The 22,554-nt window shown below is 67.0% G+C and carries 22 protein-coding genes; 8 read left to right on the top strand and 14 right to left on the bottom strand.

Annotated features, from left to right (window positions below; translation table 11 throughout):
* Nucleotides 1-5: 5 nt before the first annotated feature.
* The 12 genes from WDLP6_RS08480 to WDLP6_RS08425 form a co-directional block, all read right to left on the bottom strand.
* Nucleotides 6-1,166 (bottom strand): alpha-hydroxy acid oxidase, encoded by a 1,161-nt coding sequence (locus WDLP6_RS08480; protein ID WP_162591975.1) that lies wholly within the window; start codon nt 1,164-1,166, stop codon nt 6-8.
* Nucleotides 1,166-2,929 (bottom strand): GMC family oxidoreductase, encoded by a 1,764-nt coding sequence (locus WDLP6_RS08475; protein WP_162591974.1) that lies wholly within the window; start codon nt 2,927-2,929, stop codon nt 1,166-1,168. The genes WDLP6_RS08480 and WDLP6_RS08475 overlap by 1 nt, the downstream gene beginning before the upstream one ends.
* Nucleotides 2,926-3,576, bottom strand: a complete 651-nt coding sequence (locus tag WDLP6_RS08470) for a gluconate 2-dehydrogenase subunit 3 family protein (protein ID WP_162566599.1) — start codon at nt 3,574-3,576, stop codon at nt 2,926-2,928. Before WDLP6_RS08470 ends, WDLP6_RS08475 begins: the two co-directional genes overlap by 4 nt.
* A gap of 21 nt (nt 3,577-3,597) precedes the next feature.
* Nucleotides 3,598-4,530, bottom strand: coding sequence for a 2-hydroxyacid dehydrogenase (locus tag WDLP6_RS08465; protein ID WP_232076999.1), 933 nt, complete (start codon nt 4,528-4,530; stop codon nt 3,598-3,600).
* A 16-nt stretch (nt 4,531-4,546) separates the two neighbouring features.
* Nucleotides 4,547-5,521, bottom strand: a complete 975-nt coding sequence (locus tag WDLP6_RS08460; RefSeq protein ID WP_162591972.1) for a Bug family tripartite tricarboxylate transporter substrate binding protein — start codon at nt 5,519-5,521, stop codon at nt 4,547-4,549.
* Between the two features lie 46 nt (nt 5,522-5,567).
* Nucleotides 5,568-6,353 (bottom strand): HpcH/HpaI aldolase family protein, encoded by a 786-nt coding sequence (locus WDLP6_RS08455; RefSeq protein WP_162591971.1) that lies wholly within the window; start codon nt 6,351-6,353, stop codon nt 5,568-5,570.
* On the bottom strand, nt 6,350-7,387 hold the full coding sequence (locus WDLP6_RS08450) for a Gfo/Idh/MocA family protein (RefSeq protein WP_162591970.1): 1,038 nt from the start codon (nt 7,385-7,387) through the stop codon (nt 6,350-6,352). The genes WDLP6_RS08455 and WDLP6_RS08450 overlap by 4 nt, the downstream gene beginning before the upstream one ends.
* Before the next feature lie 3 nt (nt 7,388-7,390).
* Nucleotides 7,391-8,368, bottom strand: a complete 978-nt coding sequence (locus WDLP6_RS08445) for a Bug family tripartite tricarboxylate transporter substrate binding protein (RefSeq protein ID WP_162591969.1) — start codon at nt 8,366-8,368, stop codon at nt 7,391-7,393.
* Nucleotides 8,369-8,379: 11 nt separating this feature from the next.
* Nucleotides 8,380-9,504: an amidohydrolase family protein gene (locus tag WDLP6_RS08440; RefSeq protein WP_162591968.1), complete on the bottom strand. Its 1,125-nt coding sequence runs from the start codon at nt 9,502-9,504 to the stop codon at nt 8,380-8,382.
* A 171-nt stretch (nt 9,505-9,675) separates the two neighbouring features.
* Complete coding sequence (locus tag WDLP6_RS08435; RefSeq protein WP_162591967.1) at nt 9,676-10,371, bottom strand: molybdate ABC transporter substrate-binding protein; 696 nt, start codon at nt 10,369-10,371, stop codon at nt 9,676-9,678.
* Nucleotides 10,368-11,309 carry a tripartite tricarboxylate transporter substrate binding protein gene (locus WDLP6_RS08430; protein ID WP_162595020.1) on the bottom strand — a complete coding sequence of 314 codons (942 nt, stop codon included), beginning with the start codon at nt 11,307-11,309 and terminating at the stop codon, nt 10,368-10,370. Before WDLP6_RS08430 ends, WDLP6_RS08435 begins: the two co-directional genes overlap by 4 nt.
* A 184-nt stretch (nt 11,310-11,493) precedes the next feature.
* Entirely contained in the window at nt 11,494-12,198 is a 705-nt protein-coding gene (locus tag WDLP6_RS08425) for a FadR/GntR family transcriptional regulator (protein WP_232076998.1), read from the bottom strand.
* Between the two features lie 93 nt (nt 12,199-12,291).
* On the opposite strand from WDLP6_RS08425, the gene WDLP6_RS08420 reads away from it, so the two are divergent.
* The 5 genes from WDLP6_RS08420 (at nt 12,292) to WDLP6_RS08400 (ending at nt 18,461) form a co-directional block, all read left to right on the top strand.
* A complete protein-coding gene (locus WDLP6_RS08420; protein ID WP_162591966.1) occupies nt 12,292-13,161 on the top strand; it encodes a fumarylacetoacetate hydrolase family protein in 870 nt (289 codons plus the stop codon).
* Nucleotides 13,162-13,359: 198 nt separating this feature from the next.
* Nucleotides 13,360-13,539: a hypothetical protein gene (locus WDLP6_RS08415; protein WP_162591965.1), complete on the top strand. Its 180-nt coding sequence runs from the start codon at nt 13,360-13,362 to the stop codon at nt 13,537-13,539.
* 169 nt (nt 13,540-13,708) lie between these two features.
* Nucleotides 13,709-15,631 carry a PrkA family serine protein kinase gene (locus WDLP6_RS08410; RefSeq protein ID WP_162591964.1) on the top strand — a complete coding sequence of 641 codons (1,923 nt, stop codon included), beginning with the start codon at nt 13,709-13,711 and terminating at the stop codon, nt 15,629-15,631.
* Nucleotides 15,632-15,660: 29 nt separating this feature from the next.
* Nucleotides 15,661-16,947 carry a YeaH/YhbH family protein gene (locus WDLP6_RS08405; protein WP_174259927.1) on the top strand — a complete coding sequence of 429 codons (1,287 nt, stop codon included), beginning with the start codon at nt 15,661-15,663 and terminating at the stop codon, nt 16,945-16,947.
* On the top strand, nt 16,944-18,461 hold the full coding sequence (locus tag WDLP6_RS08400) for a SpoVR family protein (RefSeq protein ID WP_162591962.1): 1,518 nt from the start codon (nt 16,944-16,946) through the stop codon (nt 18,459-18,461). The genes WDLP6_RS08405 and WDLP6_RS08400 overlap by 4 nt, the downstream gene beginning before the upstream one ends.
* On the opposite strand, the gene WDLP6_RS08395 is transcribed toward WDLP6_RS08400, so the two are convergent.
* Together WDLP6_RS08395 and aroQ are read right to left on the bottom strand one after the other, a co-directional pair.
* Nucleotides 18,454-19,128: a DNA-3-methyladenine glycosylase I gene (locus WDLP6_RS08395; RefSeq protein WP_162591961.1), complete on the bottom strand. Its 675-nt coding sequence runs from the start codon at nt 19,126-19,128 to the stop codon at nt 18,454-18,456. The genes WDLP6_RS08400 and WDLP6_RS08395 overlap by 8 nt on opposite strands.
* A complete protein-coding gene (gene aroQ, locus WDLP6_RS08390) occupies nt 19,125-19,580 on the bottom strand; it encodes a type II 3-dehydroquinate dehydratase (protein WP_162566584.1) in 456 nt (151 codons plus the stop codon). The genes WDLP6_RS08395 and aroQ overlap by 4 nt, the downstream gene beginning before the upstream one ends.
* 63 nt (nt 19,581-19,643) lie before the next feature.
* Here aroQ and WDLP6_RS08385 point away from each other — a divergent pair, with 63 nt between their 5' ends.
* The 3 genes from WDLP6_RS08385 to fghA are packed head-to-tail and all read left to right on the top strand — an operon-like array spanning nt 19,644 to nt 22,548.
* Nucleotides 19,644-20,750 carry an S-(hydroxymethyl)glutathione dehydrogenase/class III alcohol dehydrogenase gene (locus tag WDLP6_RS08385; protein ID WP_162591960.1) on the top strand — a complete coding sequence of 369 codons (1,107 nt, stop codon included), beginning with the start codon at nt 19,644-19,646 and terminating at the stop codon, nt 20,748-20,750.
* 26 nt (nt 20,751-20,776) lie between these two features.
* Nucleotides 20,777-21,682: an alpha/beta fold hydrolase gene (locus tag WDLP6_RS08380; RefSeq protein ID WP_162591959.1), complete on the top strand. Its 906-nt coding sequence runs from the start codon at nt 20,777-20,779 to the stop codon at nt 21,680-21,682.
* A complete protein-coding gene (gene fghA / locus WDLP6_RS08375; RefSeq protein ID WP_162591958.1) occupies nt 21,679-22,548 on the top strand; it encodes an S-formylglutathione hydrolase in 870 nt (289 codons plus the stop codon). Before WDLP6_RS08380 ends, fghA begins: the two co-directional genes overlap by 4 nt.
* Nucleotides 22,549-22,554 lie beyond the last annotated feature (6 nt).

Raw genomic sequence — 22,554 nt, 5'->3', positions numbered from 1 at the left:
AGCGCTCAGGCGCCGCGCAACATATCAGGCGCGATGTCGGCGATCGAGCGGCAGCCCAGCTGTGCCAGCGTGCGATCGATCTCGCTTCGCAACAGCGCGATCGCATGGCGCACCCCGGGCTCGCCGCCGGCCGCGAGGCCATAGAGCGTCGCGCGGCCGACGAACACCATGTCGGCGCCGAGCGCCAACGCCTTCACCACGTCGGTGCCGCGACGGAATCCGCTGTCGATCATCACCTTCATCGCCGGCCCGACCGCAGCGCGGATTTCGGCCAGCACTTCCAGCGAAGACACCGCGCCATCGAGCGCGCGGCCGCCGTGGTTCGACACGAACACGCCGTCGGCCCCGTGCCGCTGAGCGGCCAGCGCATCGTCTGCGCGCAACACGCCCTTGACGAAGAGCTTGCGCGGCCAGCGATCGCGCAGCCATTGCACGTCGGCCCAATCGATCTCGTCGCGCCGCGCCTGGAAGGAAGCCACCGACTCCTTGGTCACGGCCTGGCTGCCGGGCGGGCTCTCGTCGTTGTGATAGCGCGGCACGCCCGAGTGCATCAGCGTCTTCAGGAACACGCCGAACAGCCAGCGCGGATGCAGCAGGCCGTCGACGACGGTCGGCATGTTCATCCTGAAGGGCACGCTGAAGCGGTTGCGCTTGTTGTATTCGCGGTTGCCGATCACGGCCACGTCGCCGGTGACGACGAGCGCCTCGAAGCCGGCGTCGAAGGCGCGCTGCACCAGCTTGGCCGCGGTCTCGCGGTTCTTCGACATGTAGAGCTGGAACCACAGCGTGCCGCCCTCGGCCGCCTTCGCGACTTCTTCCAGCGGATCGAAGGATGCGGTGCTGAGAACGAACGGAATGCCGGCGTCGCGTGCCGCGCGCGCGAGCGCGACATCGGCGCGATGACCATAAAGCCCGGCCGCGCCGACCGGCGCCAGGCCGAACGGCGCCTCGAAGGTCTTGCCGAAGAGCTCGACCTGCTGCGAGCGCCCGCCGACATCCACCATCACGTGCGGCCGGAAACGGTATTGCTCGAAGACCTCGCGGTTGCGCAGCCAGGTCACGTGATCCTCGGCGCCGCCCTCGAGCCAGTCGAAGCACATCTTCGGCAGGCGCTGCCGCGCGGCGCGCTGCAGGTCCTCGATGTTGTAGGTATGGCGGTAGTGCATCAGATCAGCGCGCCGGGCTTGCGCAGGTACGCGTCCTTGATCGCATCGGCGGTCCAGCAGGCCAGTGCGCCGACGGTCAGCGTCGGCGGGTTGGCGCTGTTCTGCGGAAAGGCGCTCGCGCCGACCACGAAGACGTTGGGCACGTCCCACGACTGCAGGTACTTGTTGACCACGCTCGTCGCCGGGTCGGCGCCCATCACCGCGCCGCCGACGTTGTGCGTGCTCTGGTAGGGCACGATGCTGTAGATGTCGGACAGCCCATGCACGCCGTAGCGCGCAGGCCCGATCGAGCGCGCGATCTCCACCGCGCGCTCGACGGCATGGGCCGACAGTCGGCGCTCGTTGTCGTGCCAGTCGAAGGTCATGCGCAACAACGGCTGCCCGAGTGCATCGCGATAGGTGGGATCGAGGTCCAGGTAGTTGGTGCGGTAGCTCTGGCAGCCGCCATGCGCGTGGATCGAGAAAGTGCTGTTGTAGTAGCGTGCCGCAGCGCGCTTCCACTCGCCGCCCCAGCGCGGCGTGCCGGGCGGCACCGTGATGGAGCGAATCGGCGTCGCGCCGTTGCTCTGCGCGGCGAGGTAGGCGCCGCCGATGAAGTCGAGGCCCGCATGGTCGAAGTTGTCGCCGTTGAAATCGTCGACCGAAGTGCTCAGCGCGCCGCCGCCCATGAAGGGATTGAAGACCTTGTCGTCGAAGAAGAGCGCGACCTTGCTGCCGGTCTGGTAGGCGTAGTTGCGGCCCACCACGCCCTCGCCCGTCGCCGGATCGTAGGGCCGGCCGATGCCCGAAAGCAGCAGCAGCCGCGTGTTGTTGAAGGTGTAGGAAGCCAGGATCACGAGATCGGCCGGCTGGAATATCTCGCGCCCATTCGCATCGACGTAGTGGACACCGACCGCGCGCTTGCGCTCCGAGTCGAGCTCGATGCGCGTGACGTTGGCATGCGCGCGCAATTCGAAGTTGGCGTGCCTGGCGAGCGCCGGGATCACGGCCGTCAGCGGGCTGGCCTTGGCGCCCATCGCGCAGCCGTGGCTGTTGCAGAAGCCGCCGCGCACGCACTGGCCCAGCATCAACCGATAGGGATTGGTGTAGGGGCTGGTCATCGCCGCCGTCGGGTTCTGGAACGGCGCGAGGCCCAGGCCCTGCGCAGCCTCGGCGAACAGGCTGCCGGCATAGGTGCGCTCGCTCGGCGGGTTGGGAAATTCGCGCGAACGCGCACCCTCGAAGGGGTTGCCGCCGGGCTGCAGTTCGCCTTCGAGATTGCCGGCCTTGCCGCCGACGCCGTAGAGATGCTCGAACTGGTCGTAGTAGGGCTCGAGCTCGTCGTAGGCGATGCCCCAGTCCTGTCCGGTCCAGCCGGCCGGCAGAGCGGCATGGCCATAGCGTTCGACGGTGCGGCTGTGCATCTCGAAATCCCACGGCAGGAAGCGCCGCGCGTGCGCGCCCCAGTGCATGCCCGCGCCGCCCACGCATTCGCCGGGCTTGAAGGAGCCCATCTCGCGCATCGGCAGCGCGCGCTGCGCCACCGTGTTGCGGAAGGTCACGGTCTCGCGCGACAGGTTCTGCAGGATGTCGCTGTGGCGGTCGTACTTGAGTTCGTCGTGCGCATAGGGCATGGCGAAGTCGTGCTGCGGATCGATCATGCGGCCGCGTTCGAGTCCGACCACCTTGAGGCCGGTCGAGGCCATTTCCTTGCAGAGGATCGAGCCGGCGACGCCGACGCCGACCACCACCACGTCGACGGGGGCAAGCTTGACCGCGCTCATTGCGCCGGATCCACGCGCCGCAGCACATGGCGCGCATAGCCCTGGCTGTCGACCTTCGCGCGCTGCGCTTCGATGTCCAGGATGCTGACCGGTTCGACCTCGTAGCGAACGTTGTGCTGCGCCAGATGCTCGACGTAGTTGGAAGCGGCCACGCCGGGAAAGCCGATCAGCCGCCAGCCCACCTTGTCGCGATTGCCGCCGTACATCGGATCGGCGAAGAAGCCTTCCATGGTGTTCCTGAAAAGCAAGGTGAAGAAGAGTCCCGAGGACAAGGACGGGAGCGGCAAGGCATCGCGCTCCATCGCCCGCAGCAACTCGTCCTGCACGGCCACGGGCAGCAGATCGAAGCGCTTGCCGTGCGCCGCGACGCAGTGCTGGTCGATCTCGCGGATGCCGAGCCGGTAGATCTCCTGCGGCACGAGGCGCGACTGGAAGCCCTGCTGCGGCGTGCCCTCGTGCCACGGACCCGTGCGGTATTGCCGGCCGTGCATGCCCCATGGACTCGCGAGCTGCCCATCGATGAAAGAGGCCACGCCCGCATCGCACGCGCCGGGGCCGAGTTCGTCGGCGGGGATCAGCCGTTCCGCCGCGGCCTCGAGAAAACGCACTTCGGGCTGCGTCAGGAACAGGTAGGCGTGAGGGTGCATGGTCGGTCGGGCGCGCGGCGTTCAGGCGTCGGTCGGCACGGGATGCGGCGCGCGCTCGCCGGTGAAATGGGCGCGCAGATTGGCCAGCAGCTTGCGCATGCGCTCGTCGCGGTTCTCGCGCGTCGAGGTGCCGATGTGCGGCGCGAGCAGCACCTGCTCCATCGCGCGCAGCGCGGCGGGCACCTGCGGTTCGTCGGCGAACACGTCCAGCGCCGCGCCGGCGATGCGCCGTTGGGCGAGCGCATCGATCAAGGCCGCCTCATCGACGATGGCACCGCGCGCCACGTTGACCAGGAAGCCGTCCGGCCCCAGCGCATCGAGCACGGCGGCGTTCACCATGCCGCGGGTCTCGGGCGTGAGCGCACAGGCGATCACCAGGCAATCGGACTCGCGCGCCAGCGCCTGCAGATCGTCGACGTAGCGATGCGCCACGCCGGCCTTGGCGCGCGGGCCGTGGTAGCTCACCTGCATGTCGAAGGCCGCGGCGCGGCGCGCCAGTTCCTGGCCGATGCGGCCGAAGCCGACGATGCCGCAGCGCTTGCCGTGGACCTCGCGGCCGGACGCGAAGGCCTGGGTCGGCCATTGCCCGGAACGCACGAAGCGATCGGCCTCGCTGAGCCGGCGCATGATGCCGACGACCATGCCCATCGCGAGATCGGCAACGGACTCGGCGGTCGAGTCGGGCGTGCAGCTCACCGACACGCCGCGCTGGCCGGCGCGCCGCAGATCGAGCAGCGTGACGTAGGGACCGTAGCAGGCCAGCGCTTCGAGCGCGGGAAAGGCATCGAACTCCGGCGCTGCGAAGCCGCGGCTCGTGGTGGTGACGACCGCGCGCACGCGGGCGCCGTGCGCGCGCAGGAAGGCGGCCGGGTCGCGCGCCTCCCAGGGCTTGAGCAGTTCGTAGCTTTCTTCGAGCGCCGCCATGAGCGGCGCGTACAGCGGCAGCATGGCCATCACGGCCGGCCTGGCCTCAGTCGATCTTGATGTGGGAGTCATGCACGACCTTGACCAGATTGACCAGGTTCTCCTTGAAGAAGGTGCCGAGGTCTTCCGAGCTGCCGCCGACCGGCAACTGCCCGCGGTCCTCGAGCATGCGCCGCACCTCGGGCACCTGGAGCGCGCCGGCAAATGCCGATTGCAGTTGATGCACCGCAGCGGCGGGCGTGCCGGCCGGCGCGACGACGGCCGCGAAAGTCTGCACGTTGATCTGCGGATAGCCGAGCTCGGCGAAGGTCGGCACGTCGGGCAGCCCGGCGAGCCGCTTGCTGCCGGTGATCGCGAGGCCGCGCAGCTGTCCGTTCTGCACCATCGGCACCAGCGCGGAGCCCGACATCAAGGCGTTGACCTCGCCCGCCACCACGGCCGTCATCGCGGGGCCGGAGCCCTTGTAAGGGATGTGGGTCATCTTGAGCGAGAAGGCATTGCGGACCTGCTCGATCGCGAGATGACCCGCACTGCCGGCACCCGGCGAGCCGTAGTTCAGCTTGCCGGGATTCTTTTTCGCGTAGTCGAGGAACTCCTTGAAGTTCTTCACCGGGAACGCGCTCGGCACGGCCAGGATCATCGGCGTCACGCTGATCAGGCAGATCGGCACGAAGTCCTTCAGCGGGTCGTAGTGGGCATCGGCGAAGAGCGAGGGCGTGATGAGGAAGGCCGGGTCCATCACGCCCACCGTGTAGCCATCGGGCGGCGCGGATGCCACGATGCGCGTCCCGATCAGCGTGCCGCCGCCGGCGCGGTTGTCGACGACGAGCGATTCCTTCAGCAGCTCGGTCACGCGGTTCTGCACCACCCGCGTGCTGATGTCGCTGCCGCCGCCCGGCGCATACGGCACGATGACGCGGATGGGATGCGACGGGAATTCGTCGGCACGCGCCGGCACCCCTGCCGACAGGGCCGTGAGCGCGAGACCGAGGGCCGCGCTCCACACAATGCGCTTGTTCATGATCGTGTCCTCGTCCCGCGCGCGATGGGCGGGCGTTCCGATGCCATCAGTACGACAGGCCGTGCAGATAGTCCGCGCGCTGGCGCGCGCCCGCCATCAGGAAGCCGATGTCGTTGCCGCTGAGGATGAAGCGCATGCCCAGGCCGATGTATTTCTCGAGCAGCACGTGGTCCACCACCCCGCCCATGCCGGGCGTCTTGCCATGCTTGCGGCAGGCCGCGATGACGCAGGCGTAGGCATCCTCGACCTTCGCATGGCCGTACTGGCCCGGGATGCCGGACTCGGCGCAGAAGTCGTTGGTGCCGATCAGCAGCACGTCGACGCCGGGCACAGCGGCCATCTCGTCGGCCTGCGCGATCGCCTCGGGCGATTCGAGCATGATGACCACCAGGGTCTCGTCGTTCGCCATCTGCATCGCATCGGCGATCGGCACGTTCCTGAAACCGAACTGCGGCTGCTGGCCATACAGCGAGCGATGCCCCAGCGGCGGGTACTTGCAATAGGAGACCACGCGCCGGGCTTCCTCGATCGTGTCGACGTGCGGCACCACCACGCCCTGCGCGCCGCCGTCGAGCATGCGCGAAGCGTGGTGATGCTCCTTGCCCGGCACCCGCACGATGGGTGTGATGGCCACCGGCAGCGCCGCCGAGGCGATCTGCGTGGCGACGCCGAGGTCGAGCCCGCTGTGTTCCATGTCGATGAAGAGCCAGTCGAAGCCGCAGGTCTTGCCGATCGCGGCGATGTCGACCAGCCGCGACTGGTGCAGGCCCATGCCGATCGCGATCTTGCCTTCGGCGAGCTGGCGCTTGGTGTGGTTCGGATAGATGGTCATCGGGTTCCTTGATCCGTCGGGGAGAGCCGCACGGCCTTGCCGTGCCGGCTGGATTCGAGCACCGCATTGGCGATCTTCACCATCTGCAGGCCGTTGCGCCCGGAGAGGGCCGGCTCGCGCTGCTCGCGGATGCAGCGGCCGAAGTCGTCGAGCATCGCGGCAAAGCGCTGGGGCGAGGTGCTGCTGGAGAAGTCCAGGTTCATGCCGGTGCCCTCGCCTTCGATGCTGAGCTTCTGGCGCGCGCCGGCGGCCGGCGTTCCGAGCGTGCTGGTGCAGACGATCCGCGCGCCGCTGCCGTACAGCACGACGTCGTTGGCGGAGCGCGGCACCACGGTGCCCGCGACCACCGTGGCATGGGCGCCGTTGGCGAAGCGCAGCAGCGCGTAGGCCATGTCGTCCACGGGCCGGTCGGGCAGTTGCTGATCGGTCATGGCCTGCACTTCCACCACCTCGCTGTCCATCAGGAAACGCAGGATGTCGATCGGATGCACCGCCTGGCCGACGATGGCGCCCGAACCCGCGACGGAGGGATCGAGCCGCCAGCCCTTCCAGTGGCCGCGCGCGCGCCCGACGCACAGCTGTGCCGAGGCGTACTGGATCTCGCCGAGCACGCCGGCCTCGATCTGACGCCGCGCCTGGATGTGCGCGGGGTGATAGCGGTTCTGGAACACCACGCCGAGCTTCACGCCGTGGCGCTCGCAGGCCTCGATCATGCGTTCGCACTCGGCCTCGGTGAGCGCCATGGGCTTGTCGCACAGCACGTGCTTGCCCGCGCGCGCGGCGGCGATCGTGTGCTCGGCATGCAGGCCGTTGGGCGAGGCGATGTAGACCGCATCGAGTTGCGGATGGGCAAGGAACGCATCCAGCGAATCGTAGGCACCGGCAATCTTGTTGCGCTCCGCGAAGGCCTGCGCGTTGGCCAGGCGCCGGTTCATCACCGCGACGAGTTCAGCGCCTTCGACCTGCGCGAGCGCCGGCACGATGTTGCGCTGCGCGATGTCGCCGGCGCCGAGGATTCCCCATTTCTGACTCATGAATCAATCCGCTTGCACATGGGCCGTCTTCGCCACCTGGCCCCAGTGTGCGGTGTCCTCCTTGATCTGCTGCGCGAACTGCGCCGGTGTGTTGCCGACGACCTCGATGCCGAGGCCCGCATAGAGCTTGCGCAGCTGCGGATCGGCCAGCGCCTTGACCGCCTCGGCATTGAGTTTGGCGATGATCTCGGGCGGCGTTCCGGCCGGCGCCATGATGCCGTACCAGGAGCTGAGCTCGAACGGCGGACCGCCCTCCTCGGCCAGCGTCGGGATCTCCGGCGCGACCGGCGAGCGCTTCGCCGAGGCGATGCCGAGCGCGCGCAGCCTGCCGCTGCGAACGAAGGGCACCGTCGCCATCACCGAGTCGAAGGCCATCTTGACCTGACCGCCGACCAGATCGGTCATCAGGGGCTGGCTGCCGCGGTAGGGCACGTGGACCATCTGCGTGCCGGTCAGCTGCAGGAAATACTCCGCGCCCAGGTGGTTGGTGCCGCCGACGCCCGGCGAGCCATAGGGCAGCGTGCCCTTGTCGGCCTTGGCCAGCGCGATGAATTCCTTGACGTTGTGCACCGGCAGCGAGGGATGGATCACCATCACGAACGGCGCACTGCCGACGTTGACCACCGGCACCAGGTCGCGTGCCGTGTCGTAGGACATCTTCTGGTAGACGTTGGGATTGATCGTCACCGCGCCCGAGGTGACGCCGATCAGCGTGTAGCCATCGGCCGGCGAACGCACGCCGGCCTCGATGCCGATCATGCCGTTCGCGCCGGAGCGGTTGTCGAGGAAGAAGCTCTGGCCCATGCTCTCGCCCATCTTCTGGAGCAGGGGCCGCAGCACGACGTCGAGGCCGCCGCCCGGCGCGAAGGGACTGATCACCCGCACCGCGCGCGACGGGTAGGTGTCCGCCCGTGCAGGCAAGGCAGCCATCGTCGCTGCGATGCAGAACGCCGACAGGAGTTGGAACAAGCGCAGAGGCATGGCGGCTCCGTTCACATGTGCATCAGCTGCAGCGCATTGCTGCGCAGGATCATCTCGCGGCTGGCCGCCGGCAGGTCGAGCTGGTCCACCAGGTACATCGGCTCGCGCACGTCCATGGCCGCGAACACGTCAGTGCCGATCACCACACGATCGATGCCGACGGTGTCGATCAGGTAGCGCAACCCCCCCTTCGAATAGGTCAGCGTGTCGTAGTAGAAGCGCCGCACGTACTCCTGGTACGAATGCTGCAGCTTCACGTTCGACGCGCCTTTCTCGACGGCATGGGCCAGCCGCTGGGCAATGAACGGAAACGCGCCGCCTGCATGAGCGAGCAGGATCTGCAGCCTGGGAAAGCGGTCGAGGTACCCGGAGGAGATGAACTTCTCCGCCGTGTTGGCATGCTCGAAGGTGAAGCCCAGCGTGTTGTACAGAAAGCTCGGACCGGCGAGGCGCTGCGGTCCGCCGTAGTAGTTGGGCGGGAAGTCCAGCGGATGGAACAGCAGCGGAAGGTTGAGCTCCTCGCAGCGCGCGAGGAAGGGCAGGTACTCCGGGGTGAACAGGTAGTCCTGCCCGTTCATCGAGTTCGGCAGGCCGACCGCATGCACGCCGGGCTTGCCGGCCATGCGGTTCAGTTCCCTGAGCGCGGCGTCGGGTTGCTTGATCGGCACGGCCAGGCCGATGTAGAAGCGCTCCGGGTACGTCGCATGCGCGGTCAGCGCGGAATCGTTGACGAGCTGCGCGAGCCGCATGGCGTCGGCATCGCTCGCCCACCACCAGGGCATGTTGCCCGACAAGGTCAACACGTGCGTCCGGATGTTGCGCTGGTCCATCCACTCGAGGCGCTTGGGCAGGTCGTACATGAGCGGGTTGAGCGCCGAGCCGTTCGCGAAGGTCGGACGGCCGAGCTCGGCCATGGCCTTGGCGTAGGGCTCCGGTGTCCAGTGCGCGTGCATGTCGATCGCGCCCGTGCGTGCGGCCGGCGCAGCCGATGCGGCCGGCGTGCCGGGCGTGTGCGCACAGGCGGCGAGCTGGGCGATGACCCCGCTGGCCATCAGTGCGCCGCCGGCCCGCAGGAAACGGCGGCGATCGGGAATCGATGTCTCTGCGGAAGCTCTGCGGATGCTGCTGCGCGTCACGGTGTCTCCTGTTCTTATCTGTCGAGGTCCATGGCGGTGCCACGGCTCGGAGATCGAGCTTAGGAAATCGTTACAGCGATGTCTAATGCTGAATTCGGCAGCGGCCATAGCATGTTGATATGCGGCCGCGCCCTGCGCCCATGGCGCCGGCACGGGCCGGGCACGTCGAAGCTAGACCGGGAATTCGAAGCCGCCCTGCGCGCGCAGGGCGTGTGTCTGCGGTCCCGTGATCAGGTCGACGAAGCGCCGTGCGAGTTCGGGCTCGGCAGCCGTCGCGCTCACCGCGGCCGCATAGACCGTCGCGAGTTCGAACGCGGCAGGCAAGGCACCGGCCAGCACGATGCCGGGTGTGTACCTGATCTCGGTGATCTGGGTGCAGCCGATCGCACCTGCCTCGGCGTCGGACGCCAGCGCGCGCATCGCCGTGGCGCCGTTCGGATAGGTGCGCAGCCGCGGCGCCACCGATGCCGCGATGCCGAGCCGCGCCAGCACCGACGCCAGATGAATGCCGGCCGTCGAGCGCTCGGTGTCGGGAAGGTAGATCGCGGATGCTGCGAGCAGGCTCGCCTTCAAGGCTTCGGGCGACCCGATGTCGGGCAGGGGCTCGCCCTCGCGCACCGCGACGCCGGTGCGCACGCGCCCGAGCGCAGCCTCGGTGCCGGCCACCAGGCGGCCCTCGGACTGCAGCGCAGCGATCATGGACGCGGTGACGATCATCACGTCGCAGGGCTCGCCCGCCAGCAGCGCTTCCTTCATGGCACCGACGGCGCCGAAGCACGCGTCGATGCGCCCGCCGGTCGACGCCAGGAAGCCGTCCTGCAAGGCCTTGACCAGGCCCTGCGCGGCGCCGGCACAGAGCAGCTTCATCGGTCGGCCCTGGCGCCGGAGATCTTCACGATGCGCGCCCATTTCGCGATGTCCTCGTTCATGTAGCGCGTGAACGCCGGCACGCTCATCGTCATGGGTGTGGCGCCTTGCGTCTTCCAGGCTTTCGCGGTGTCGGGGTTCGAGACGATCTTCGCCACCTCCGCATTCAGGCGTTCGACGACGGCGGGCGGCGTGCCCTTCGGCGCCATCAGGCCGAGCCAGATCGTCGCCTCGTACTTGGGCACGCCAGCCTCGGCGACGGTGGGCACGTCGGGCATCACGGGCGAGCGAGTCAGGCCGGTGGTGGCCATCGCCTTCACCTTGCCGCCGCGCACGTGTTCCGCCATGGTCGGCACCGCGTCGAACATCATGTCGACCTGGCCGCCGAGCACGTCGGTGCGCGCGCCCGCGCTGCCGCGGTAGGGAATGTGCAGGATCGACACGCCGGCCATCGCCTTGAAGAGCTCGCCGGCCATGTGGTACGGCGTGCCCGGCCCGGAGGATGCGTAGGTCAGCGCGCCGGGCTTCGATTTCGCGAGCGCGATGAGCTGGGCCAGGTTATCGACCGGCAGGTCGCCGCGCGTCACCAGCACCAGGTCGGACTCGTTGATGGGCGCGATGGGCACGAAGTCGCGCATCAGCTGGAAGGGCTTGTTCGGGATCAGCGACTCATTCACCGTGTGCGCGTTCGACATCAGCAGCAGCGTGTAGCCGTCGGGTGCGCTCTTGGCCACCACGTCGGTGCCGATCACCGATCCGGCGCCGGGCCGGTCGTCGACCACGAAGGCCTGGCCCAGGGCTTCGCCCAGCCGGGTCGCGATGAAGCGTGCATAGACATCGGCCGGGCCGCCCGCCGCGAACGGCACCACGATGCGCACGGGATGCGAGGGATAGTCCTGGGCGGCGGCGCCAAGACAGAAGCCGGCGATCAGCACCATCGCGAGCCGCGGCAGTGCGGTCTTGAGGCCGTGGCCTCGGATCCATCGAGCATTCACGGTTCGACTCCAATGCAGAATTGGGCCTTATTGGTCTTACTTGCCATCAGCCACGAACCAATATAGCGATCGCTGCCACGCCGGTCAACGTGAAGCCGGGTTTGCCCTGAGCCGCACGCCACGCCGCTCAATAGCCCAGCATGTTGCGCCGCACGCGCGTCAGGTGATCGATGCAGAGCTGCGTCGCGCGAATGCCGTCGCGGTCCCGCAGCGCGGCGACCAGTTCGCGATGCTCGCGCTGGTAGTCGAGGCGGCGCTCGGGCGTTGCGCTGCGGCGCTTGAGCATGCCCCATTCGCTCTGCGCGCGCACTTCGTTCATGCGCTGGAACACGGCGGCGATGAAGCTGTTGTGCGCCGCAGCGGCAATCGCCTCGTGCAGCCTGCCGTCCCAGACCTCGAAGTCCTCGATGGTCGAGGCCGACTCGCCCTTGTCGCAGCACTCCTCCATGCGGGAGAAATCCGCGGCGGTCGCGTTGCCGATCACCAGCGCGATGATCGCCGGCTCCAGCACCAGGCGCGCGCCCATCAGCTCGGCCGGGCTGGTCGCCATCGGCGCCGCGGCCGCGGCGATCTCGGACAGGGCCCGACCGACCCCGTCGGCGACATAAGTGCCGCTGCCCACCGTCTGGGTGATGAAGCCCTTGTCCTTGAGCTCCGCCAGCACGCGGCGCACCGTCGATCGGCCGAGACCGAATTCGACGCTCAGCTGGCGCTCCGTCGGCAGGCGGTGTCCCGCCCGCCAGGCGCGCGATGTCAGTTTCTCGAGGATGGATTCCCGCAGTGTCAGGGCGTTGTGCACGATCGCGAAGTCCGGATGGTTGGGAGGGTGCACGCCGATCGTATCAACGGCGGCGCGCTGCCTGGCATTGTGCACTTGGTATCGTATTGGTACCATTTGATTCGAACACCATCCGAAGGAATCATTTTGCGAATCGCCACCTGTCAGTACCAAGGCCGACGCCATGTCGGCCTGGTGTCGGAAGACGCGGCCTCGATCGCGCTGCTGCCGCTCGACGAGGCCGAGGCGCGCCGCGGCGCGCTGGCGCTGATCGAACGCCAGGCCAGCGGCACGGAGGCCACGCCGCCAGCGCGCGAGCGGATCGCGCTCGCCGACGTGCGGCTGGAAGCCCCGCTGCCGCTGCCGCGGCGCAACATCTTCTGCGTCGGACGCAACTACCGCGCGCATGCGAAGGAGCTGTCGGCCTCGGTCTTCAAGAACAATGCCGCCGATCCCGAGGGCTGGCCCATCGTCTTCACCAAGCTTCCCGAGTGCGTGGTGGGCCCGCAGGACGAGGTGCGCCTGCCCGGCGAGGTCTCGTCGCAGATCGACTACGAGGCCGAGCTGGCCGTGGTGATCGGCAAGGGCGGGCGCAACATCGCGTGCGCCGACGCGCTCTCGCACGTGTTCGGCTACACCATCGTGAACGATGTCACGGCGCGCGACGTGCAGATGCGCCACCAGCAATGGGATCTCGGCAAGTCCTTCGACACCTTCTGCCCGATGGGCCCGTGGATCGTCACCGCCGATGCGCTCGACGGCGCGCGCACGCGGGTGCGTTGCTGGGTCAACGGCGAGCTGCGCCAGGACGGGCAGACCAGCGATCTCATCTTCGACATCCCGACGCTGATCGAGACTTGCTCGCGCGGCATCACGCTCTACCCTGGCGACGTGATCGCGACCGGCACGCCGGCGGGCGTCGGCATGGGCCTGGTGCCGCCGCAGTACCTGAAGACCGGCGACGTGGTCCGCATCGAGATCGATGGCCTGGGTCAGCTGAGCAACCGCTTCGTCTGAGCGCACGCCGCATCGCGGCATCCAATTTGCTTGTGCGTTCGTACCCGATTCGGGTGCGGGTAACCCGCGATCGGTCAACGCAACCGCGCTCGCGACAGTTGTCGTGAAAGGCATCGGCGACTGGGGCTATTGGGTCGATGCGGATGCGGAGTGTGCGTTTTTGCCGGAATATTCTTTGAAGCGATGTGGATGCGACAAATGGCGAGGATCAATGCGCTGATCGGCAGCACCATCCCGGTGGACGATCCGGCTGGCGAACGCGTAGGACATGATCGGCAAATAGCGCACGGTGCCGCCGGGAAAATCCTGTCGCCGCTTTTGCGAAGTGCTGCCGCTTTTGCGTCGGAACTTTCAACGAAAGTGTGGATTCTGAATTGAAAAGAAATAGGTCGAACGGCGTTCTTTGTTTTATGCTTTGAGCCAGTACCTGCTCAGGAGTTTTCTCCCAACGTGCTCACCACATCACACGGCACCTTTCTGCGAGCGATGCGACGTGGGCAACACGGAAAACTCCGGGTAGCGCCCCGCTGACTCGATGGAGGTGTCTATGGATGTCATCAGCAACTTCGCAGCTCGCTACGAGCGCACGCGCGAGGAGGTCCTGTCGCTGCAGGAGTACCTCGATATCTGCAAGCGTGAGCCCACGGCCTACGCCACGGCCTCCGAGCGCATGCTGCAGGCCATCGGCGAGCCGGAGCTGGTGGACACGCGCAACGACCCGCGCCTGTCGCGCATCTTCGCCAACAAGGTCATCAAGATCTATCCGGCGTTCCGCGAGTTCTACGGCATGGAGGACGCCATCGAACAGGTGGTGTCGTACTTCCGGCATGCCGCGCAGGGGCTGGAGGAGCGCAAGCAGATTCTCTATCTGCTCGGCCCGGTCGGCGGCGGCAAGAGCTCGATCGCCGAGCGGCTGAAGCAGCTCATGGAGCAGGTGCCGTTCTACGCGATCAAGGGTTCGCCGGTGAACGAATCGCCGCTCGGGCTCTTCAACGCCGACGAAGACGGCGAGATCCTCGAGAAGGAATACGGCATCCCGCGCCGCTACCTGCAGCGCATCCTCTCGCCCTGGGCCGTCAAGCGCCTCGAAGAGTATGGCGGCGACATCCGCAAGTTCCAGATCGTCAAGCGCTACCCGTCCGTGCTGCGGCAGATCGCGGTGGCCAAGACCGAGCCCGGCGACGAGAACAACCAGGACATCTCCTCCCTGGTCGGCAAGATCGACATCCGCAAGCTGGAAACTTTCGCGCAGGACGACCCCGATGCCTACGCCTACTCGGGCGGCCTGTGCCTGGCCAACCAGGGCCTGCTCGAATTCGTCGAGATGTTCAAGGCGCCGATCAAGGTGCTGCATCCGCTCCTGACAGCGACGCAGGAGGGCAATTTCAAGGGCACCGAGGGCTTCGGCGCCATCCCATTCGACGGCATCGTGCTCGCGCACAGCAACGAAAGCGAATGGAAGGCCTTCCGCAACAACAAGAACAACGAAGCCTTCCTCGACCGCATCTACATCGTCAAGGTGCCGTACTGCCTGCGGGTGTCCGAAGAGATCAAGATCTACGAGAAGCTGGTGCGCAACTCCTCGCTGTCGGCGGCGCCCTGCTCCCCGGGCACGCTGCGCATGATGGCCCAGTTCTCGGTGCTGACGCGGCTGAAGGAACCCGAGAACTCCAGCGTCTTCAGCAAGATGCAGGTGTACGACGGCGACAACCTCAAGGACACCGACCCCAAGGCCAAGTCGATCCAGGAATACCGCGACTACGCGGGCGTCGACGAAGGCATGAGCGGCGTGTCGACGCGCTTCGCCTTCAAGATCATCTCGAAGGTGTTCAACTTCGACAGCTCGGAGGTTGCGGCCAACCCGGTGCACCTCATGTACGTGCTCGAACAGCAGATCGAGCGCGAGCAGTTCGCGCCGGAGACCGAACAGAAGTACCTGTCCTACATCAAGGAGCTGATGGCGCCGCGCTACGCCGAGTTCATCGGCAAAGAGATCCAGACCGCCTACCTCGAAAGCTACTCCGAATACGGCCAGAACATCTTCGACCGCTACGTCACCTACGCCGACTACTGGATCCAGGACCAGGAGTACCGCGACCAGGACACCGGCGAGGTGTTCGACCGCGGCTCACTGAACGCCGAGCTCGAGAAGATCGAGAAGCCCGCGGGCATCAGCAACCCCAAGGACTTCCGAAACGAGATCGTCAACTTCGTGCTGCGCGCGCGGGCCGGCAATGCCGGCAAGAACCCGCTGTGGACCAGCTACGAGAAGCTGCGCACGGTGATCGAGAAGAAGATGTTCTCCAACACCGAGGAGCTGCTGCCGGTCATCAGCTTCAACGCCAAGAGCAGCGCCGACGAGCTGAAGAAGCACGAAGACTTCGTCAACCGCATGGTGCAGAAGGGCTACACCGCCAAGCAGGTACGCCTGCTGTGCGAGTGGTACCTGCGCGTGCGCAAGAGTTCATGATGGACTGAGGAAAGGAGATCGCCGTGGCGATGCTGCAGCAGATCATCGACCGCCGGTTGTCGGGGAAGAACAAATCCATCGGCAACCGCGAGCGTTTCCTGCGGCGTTATCGCGAGCAGATCGGCGAAGCCGTGCGGCGCGCCGTCAGCGGCCGCAGCATCCGCGACCTCGAGCAGGGCGAGGACATCACCTTGCCCAAGCGCGACGTCTCCGAGCCGGTCTTCGGCCACGGCCAGGGCGGTGATCGCGAATACGTGCATCCCGGCAACCGCGAATACGTCAAGGGCGACCGCATCGAGCGCCCGCAGGGCGGCGGCGGCGGCGCGGGGAGCGGTTCGCAGGCCGGCGACGGCGAAGGCGGCGAGGACGATTTCGTCTTCCGCCTCACCAAGGAAGAGTTCATGCGGGTCTTCTTCGAGGACCTCGCCCTGCCCCACCTGATCCGCACCCAGCTGGCCGAAGTGCCCGAATGGAAGAGCCATCGCGCCGGCTTCACCAGCGACGGCATGCCCACCAACCTGCATGTGGTGCGCTCGATGCGCGGCGCACTGGCGCGTCGCATCGCGCTCGGCGGCGATACGCGGCGCGAACTGCGCGAGCTCGAGGCTCATCTGCTGCACCTCCAGCGCAGCCCGCGCCTGGCCGACGCGCTGGTCCAGCGCGAGATCCGCGACACCGAAGCCAGGATCGAGGAGCTTCGCGCCAAGGCCAAGCACATCCCCTACCTCGACCCGATCGACCTGCGCTACCGCAACCGGGTCAAGGTGCCTGTGCCGTCGGCCAAGGCGGTGATGTTCTGCCTGATGGACGTGTCGGGCTCGATGGACGAGGCACGCAAGGACATGTCCAAGCGCTTCTTCATGCTGCTCTACATGTTCCTCACGCGGCACTACGAGAAGATCGAGCTGGTCTTCATCCGTCACCATACGCAGGCCTCCGAGGTGACCGAAGAAGAGTTCTTCCACGCCACCGAAACCGGCGGCACCGTGGTCTCCAGCGCGCTCACGCTGATGAACGACATCATCCGCGCGCGCTTCCCGAGCGGCGAGTGGAACATCTACGGCGCGCAGGCCAGCGACGGCGACAACTGGCACCAGGACAGCGGCCGCTGCCGCGAGCTCCTGCGCGACCAGCTGCTGCCGCTGGTGCGCTACTACGCCTACGTGCAGGTCGCCGAGGCCGAGCAGAACATGTGGGAGGAATACAGCCAGCTGGTCGAATCCCACAAGAACTTCGCCATGCGCAAGGTCGCCGATGCACAGGACATCTACCCGGTTTTTCGCGACCTGTTCAAGAAAGAGAGGTCATCGGCATGAACGAGAAAGCGAGGGAGCCGCTGCCCAGCCCCTCGGACTGGACATTCGACCTGATCGAGCGCTACCACACCGAGATCGCCCGCGTGGCCAAGGGCTACGGGCTGGACACCTACGCCAACCAGCTCGAGATCATCACCTCCGAGCAGATGATGGATGCCTATGCCTCCGTCGGCATGCCGGTGATCTACCGCCACTGGTCTTACGGCAAGCAGTTCATCGCCACCGAGAAGAACTACCGCCGTGGCCACATGGGCCTGGCCTACGAGATCGTGATCAATTCCGATCCGTGCATCGCCTACCTCATGGAAGAGAACACCATGGCGATGCAGGCCCTGGTGATCGCCCATGCGGCCTACGGTCACAACAGCTTCTTCAAGGGCAACTACCTGTTCAAGATGTGGACGGATGCCTCGTCCATCATCGATTACCTCGTCTATGCGCGCACCTACATCGCGGAATGCGAGGAGCGTCATGGCGTGTCGGCGGTCGAAGACCTGCTCGACTCCTGCCACGCGCTGATGAACCACGGCGTCGACCGCTACCGCCGTCCGCAGAAGCTCTCGCTCGGCCAGGAGCAGGTGCGCCGCGAGGAGCGCGAGCACCACCTCCAGCAGCAGGTCAACGACCTGTGGCGCACGCTGCCGCGCCGCGCCGGCCGCACGACCGACGAAGAGGCCGCCGCCAAGCGCTTTCCGACCGAGCCGCAGGAAAACCTGCTCTACTTCATCGAGAAAAACGCACCCTTGCTGGAACCCTGGCAACGCGAAGTGGTGCGCATCGTGCGCAAGGTGGCGCAGTATTTCTATCCGCAGCGCCAGACGCAGGTGATGAACGAGGGCTGGGCCACCTTCTGGCACTACACGCTGCTCAACACCCTCTATGACGAAGGCCTGCTGGCCGATGGCTTCATGATGGAGTGGCTGCAGTCGCATACCAACGTCGTCTTCCAGCCGCCGATCGGCCACCGCGCTTACAGCGGCATCAACCCGTATGCGCTGGGCTTCGCGATGTACAGCGATTTGCGGCGCATCTGCGAGAAGCCGACCGAGGAAGACCGGCGCTGGTTCCCTGAACTGGCGGACACCAACTGGGTCGACTCGCTGCACAACGCCATGCGCAATTTCAAGGACGAGAGCTTCATCGGCCAGTTCCTCTCGCCGAAGCTGATGCGCGACTTCCGCTTCTTCGCCATCCGCGACCAGGAGAGCGAATCGGAACTCGAAGTGGCCGCGATCCATGACGACAGCGGCTACCGCGAGTTGCGCGAATCGCTGTCACGCCAGTACGACCTCAACCACCGCGAGCCCAACATCCAGGTCTGGAGCGTCAACGTGCGCGGCGACCGCTCGCTCACGCTGCGCCACACCCAGCACAACAACCGCCCGCTACACGACGACGCGCAAGAAGTGTTGAAGCATGTCGCGCGGCTGTGGGGCTTCGAGGTGCACCTCGAAAGCGTCGACACCCAGGGCCGAGTGAGCCAGCGCAAGTCGGCGCGGCCTCAGATCACTTAACAGCAGCGGGCCGGCGCGGCGGCTTGAGTTTGGCGCGGGCTTCCAGCGCCAGCTCGCGCGCATGGCAGCCTTCGACGTGGTCATTGACCAGGCCCATGGCCTGCATGAAGGCGTAGACCGTCGTCGGGCCGACGAAGCTCCAGCCGCGTTTCTTCAGATCCTTGGACATGGCGATCGACTCGGGCGAAGTGACCATGGTCTGCAGCGCCGCATGCGTGACCCGCTGGGGACGCGAAGCCGGATGCGGCTCGAAGCCCCAGGCGTAGGCCGCCAGCGAACCGAACTCCGCCCGCAGTTCGAGCACGCGTTGCGCGTTGTTGATCGTCGACTCGATCTTGCCGCGATGCCGCACGATGCCCGCATCGCCGAGCAGCCGTTCCACCTCCTTCGGGCCGAAGCGCGCCACCTGCTCGGCATCGAACTGCGCAAAGCCGTTGCGGAAGGCCTCGCGCTTGTTGAGGATGGTGAGCCAGCTCAAGCCAGCCTGAAAGCCTTCGAGGCACAGCTTCTCGAACAGGCGCCGATCGTCCGCGACCGGAAAGCCCCACTCGTGGTCGTGGTAGCGCTGGTAGGCCGAGGTGGATTCGCACCAGCGGCAGCGCAGCGTGCCGTCTTCGGCGGCGAACAGGCCGGGCCGCTCTTTCGGGGGGCGCGGCGCGGTGCTCAAGCCGCCTCGCTCACGCGCACCAGCGCCTCGATGGCGAGCGCATAACCCTTGACGCCGAAGCCGACGATGATGCCGCGCGCCGCCGGCGAGATGAAGGAGTGATGGCGAAACTCCTCGCGTGCATGCACGTTGGAGATGTGCAACTCGACCAGCGGCACGCTGGCGCCCTTGATCGCGTCGTGCAGCGCGATGGAGGTGTGCGTGTAGGCGCCGGGATTCATCACCACGCCGAACATCCGGCCGGCGGCGACCTCGCGGCCGGCTTCATGGATCCAGTCGATCAGCTGGCCCTCGTGGTTGGACTGCCGGCACTCGATCTCGACGCCGAGCTTCGCGCCCGCCTCCTGACACATGCGCTCGACGTCGGCCAGCGTTTCGTGGCCGTACTGCGCGGGCTCGCGCGTGCCGAGCAGATTGAGGTTGGGGCCGTTGAGGACAAAGATTTTCTTCATGACGTGACGCTCCAGTGCCGGGCATCTTATAGTGCCCGCTCCTCGAATCGAAGCTGAAGACCCATGAAAACCAAAGCCGCCATCGCCTGGCAAACCGGCCAGCCCCTGAGCATCGAAACCGTCGACCTCGCCGGCCCCAGGTTCGGCGAAGTGCTCGTCGAGATCAAGGCCACCGGCATCTGTCACACCGACTACTACACCCTCTCCGGCGCCGACCCCGAAGGCATCTTCCCCGCCATCCTCGGCCACGAGGGCGCGGGCATCGTCGTCGACGTCGGCCCCGGCGTCACCACCCTGAAGAAGGGCGACCACGTCATCCCCCTGTACACGCCCGAATGCCGCCAGTGCAAGTTCTGCCTCTCGCGCAAGACCAACCTGTGCCAGTCCATCCGCAGCACCCAGGGCAAGGGCCTGATGCCCGACGGCACCAGCCGCTTCAGCCTGGACGGCAAGCCGCTCTTTCACTACATGGGCACTTCCACCTTCAGCAACTACACGGTGGCCCCGGAAATCTCGCTGGCCAAGATCCGCGAGGACGCGCCCTTCGACAAGGTCTGCTACATCGGCTGCGGCGTGACCACCGGCATCGGCGCGGTGATCTTCACGGCCAAGGTGGAGGCCGGCGCCAACGTGGTCGTCTTCGGCCTGGGCGGGATCGGCCTGAACGTGATCCAGGGCGCAAAGATGGTGGGCGCGGACAAGGTCATCGGCGTGGACCTGAACCCCGAACGCGAGGCGATGGCGCGCAAGTTCGGCATGACGCACTTCATCAACCCGAAGGACACGGAGAACGTGGTGGACGCGATCGTGCAACTGACCGATGGCGGCGCCGACTACAGCTTCGAGTGCATCGGCAACACGAAGGTGATGCGCCAGGCGCTGGAGTGCACGCACAAGGGCTGGGGGCGCAGCATCATCATCGGGGTGGCGGAGGCGGGCGCGGAGATCAGCACGCGGCCGTTCCAGCTGGTGACGGGGCGCAAGTGGGAAGGCTCGGCCTTCGGCGGGGCGCGCGGGCGCACGGATGTGCCCAGGATCGTGGACTGGTACATGGAGGGCAAGATCAACATCGACGACCTGATCACGCACACCATGCCGCTGGAAGACATCAACAAAGGCTTCGACCTGATGAAGCGGGGTGAGTCCATTCGCGGCGTGGTTCTGTACTGATCCCGGGCCGGCCCGAAGGCGTCTCGATGAAGACCATGCAAGCGTTGCGCACGATCAAGGCCGGCGTGCTTGAGATCGCCTATGCCGAAGAGGGCCCGGCGAACGGCCCGCCCGTGCTGCTGATGCACGGCTTTCCCTACGACATCCATGCCTACGCCGAGGTCGCGCCCTTGCTGGCCGCGGCGGGATGCCGCGTGATCGTGCCGTACCTGCGCGGCTACGGCGCGACCCGCTTCCTCGATGCGGCGACGCCGCGTTCGGGCGAGCAGGCCGCGCTGGGCGCAGACCTGCTCGCGCTGCTGGATGCGCTCGCCATCCCGCGCGCGGTGCTGGCCGGCTACGACTGGGGCGGCCGGGCCGCCTGCGTGGTCGCGGCGCTCTGGCCCGAGCGCTGCGCGGGGCTGGTCTCGTACAACAGCTACAACATCCAGGACATCGCGCGGGCCATGACGCCCGAGTCGGCGGACAAGGAATACCGGCTCTGGTACCAGTACTACTTCCATGGCGAGCGCGGGCGCGCCGGGCTCGAAGCCGATCGGCGCGGCATCGCGCGGCTGCTGTGGAAACTCTGGTCGCCGACCTGGCACTTCGACGATGCGAGCTTCGAACGCAGCGCCGCAGCCTTCGACCACCCGGACTTCGTCGAGGTGGTGATCCACTCGTACCGCCACCGCTTCGGCCTGGTGCCGGGCGATCCCGCCTATGCCGGCATCGAGGCCAGGCTGGCATCGCAACCCGCGATCGCCGTGCCGACCATCACCTTCGACGGCGCCGACGACGGCGTGCGCCCGCCCGCCGACGCATCGGCCCAGGCGCACCGCTTCAGCGGCCCGCGCTCGCACCGCATCGTGCCCGGCGTCGGCCACAACATGCCGCAGGAAGCGCCGCGCGTCTTCGCCGATGCGGTGCTCGAACTCATTCCACGTCCATGACCGACAACACCCTGAAGACGACGTCCGAACACCGCTGCTTCGGCGGCGTGCAGAGCTTCCATGAACATGCCTCGCGCGAGATCGGTCTGCCGATGCGCTTCTCGGTGTTCCTGCCGCCGCAAGCGCAAGTGGGCCCGGTGCCCGCGCTGATGTACCTCGCGGGCCTGACCTGCAACGAGGAAACCTTCATGGTCAAGGCCGGCGCCCAGCGCCTGGCCGCCGAACTCGGCCTGGCGCTCGTCGCGCCCGACACCAGTCCGCGCGGCGCGCAGGCCGAAGGCATCGAGGGCGCGACGGCGAGCTGGGACTTCGGCATCGGCGCCGGCTTCTACCTGGACGCGACCGAGGCGCCGTGGCGCAGCCACTGGCGCATGGAAAGCTGGCTCATGCATGAGCTGCTGCCGCTCGTCGCGCAGGCCTTTGCCATCGATGCCGGGCGCATCGGTCTCTTCGGCCATTCGATGGGCGGCCACGGCGCGCTCACGCTGGCGCTGCGGCATCCGGGGCGCTTCCAATCGCTCTCGGCGCTGGCGCCGATCTGCGCGCCAACGCAATGCCCGTGGGGCGAGAAGGCCTTCGGCGGCTACCTCGGCACCGACCGCGGCGCCTGGCTCGCGCACGATGCCAGCGCGCTGATGCAATCGCAGACCGCCGCGCCCTACCCGGCCGGCATCCTGATCGACCAGGGCCTGGCCGACAAATTCCTCGCCGAGCAATTGCATCCGCAGCGCTTCGAGGCCGCCTGCCGCGCGGCCGGCCAGCCGCTCACGCTGCGCCGGCACGAAGGCTACGACCACGGCTACTACTTCATCCAGAGCTTCATCGCCGATCACCTGTCGCACCACGGCAGGCTGCTGCGGAGCTGAGCGCGC

The sequence above is a fragment of the Variovorax sp. PBL-E5 genome, from assembly GCF_901827185.1.
Taxonomy (GTDB): domain Bacteria; phylum Pseudomonadota; class Gammaproteobacteria; order Burkholderiales; family Burkholderiaceae_C; genus Variovorax.
Note: the sequence above shows the minus strand (reverse complement) of the source record. Positions and strands in the feature narration are given on the sequence as shown.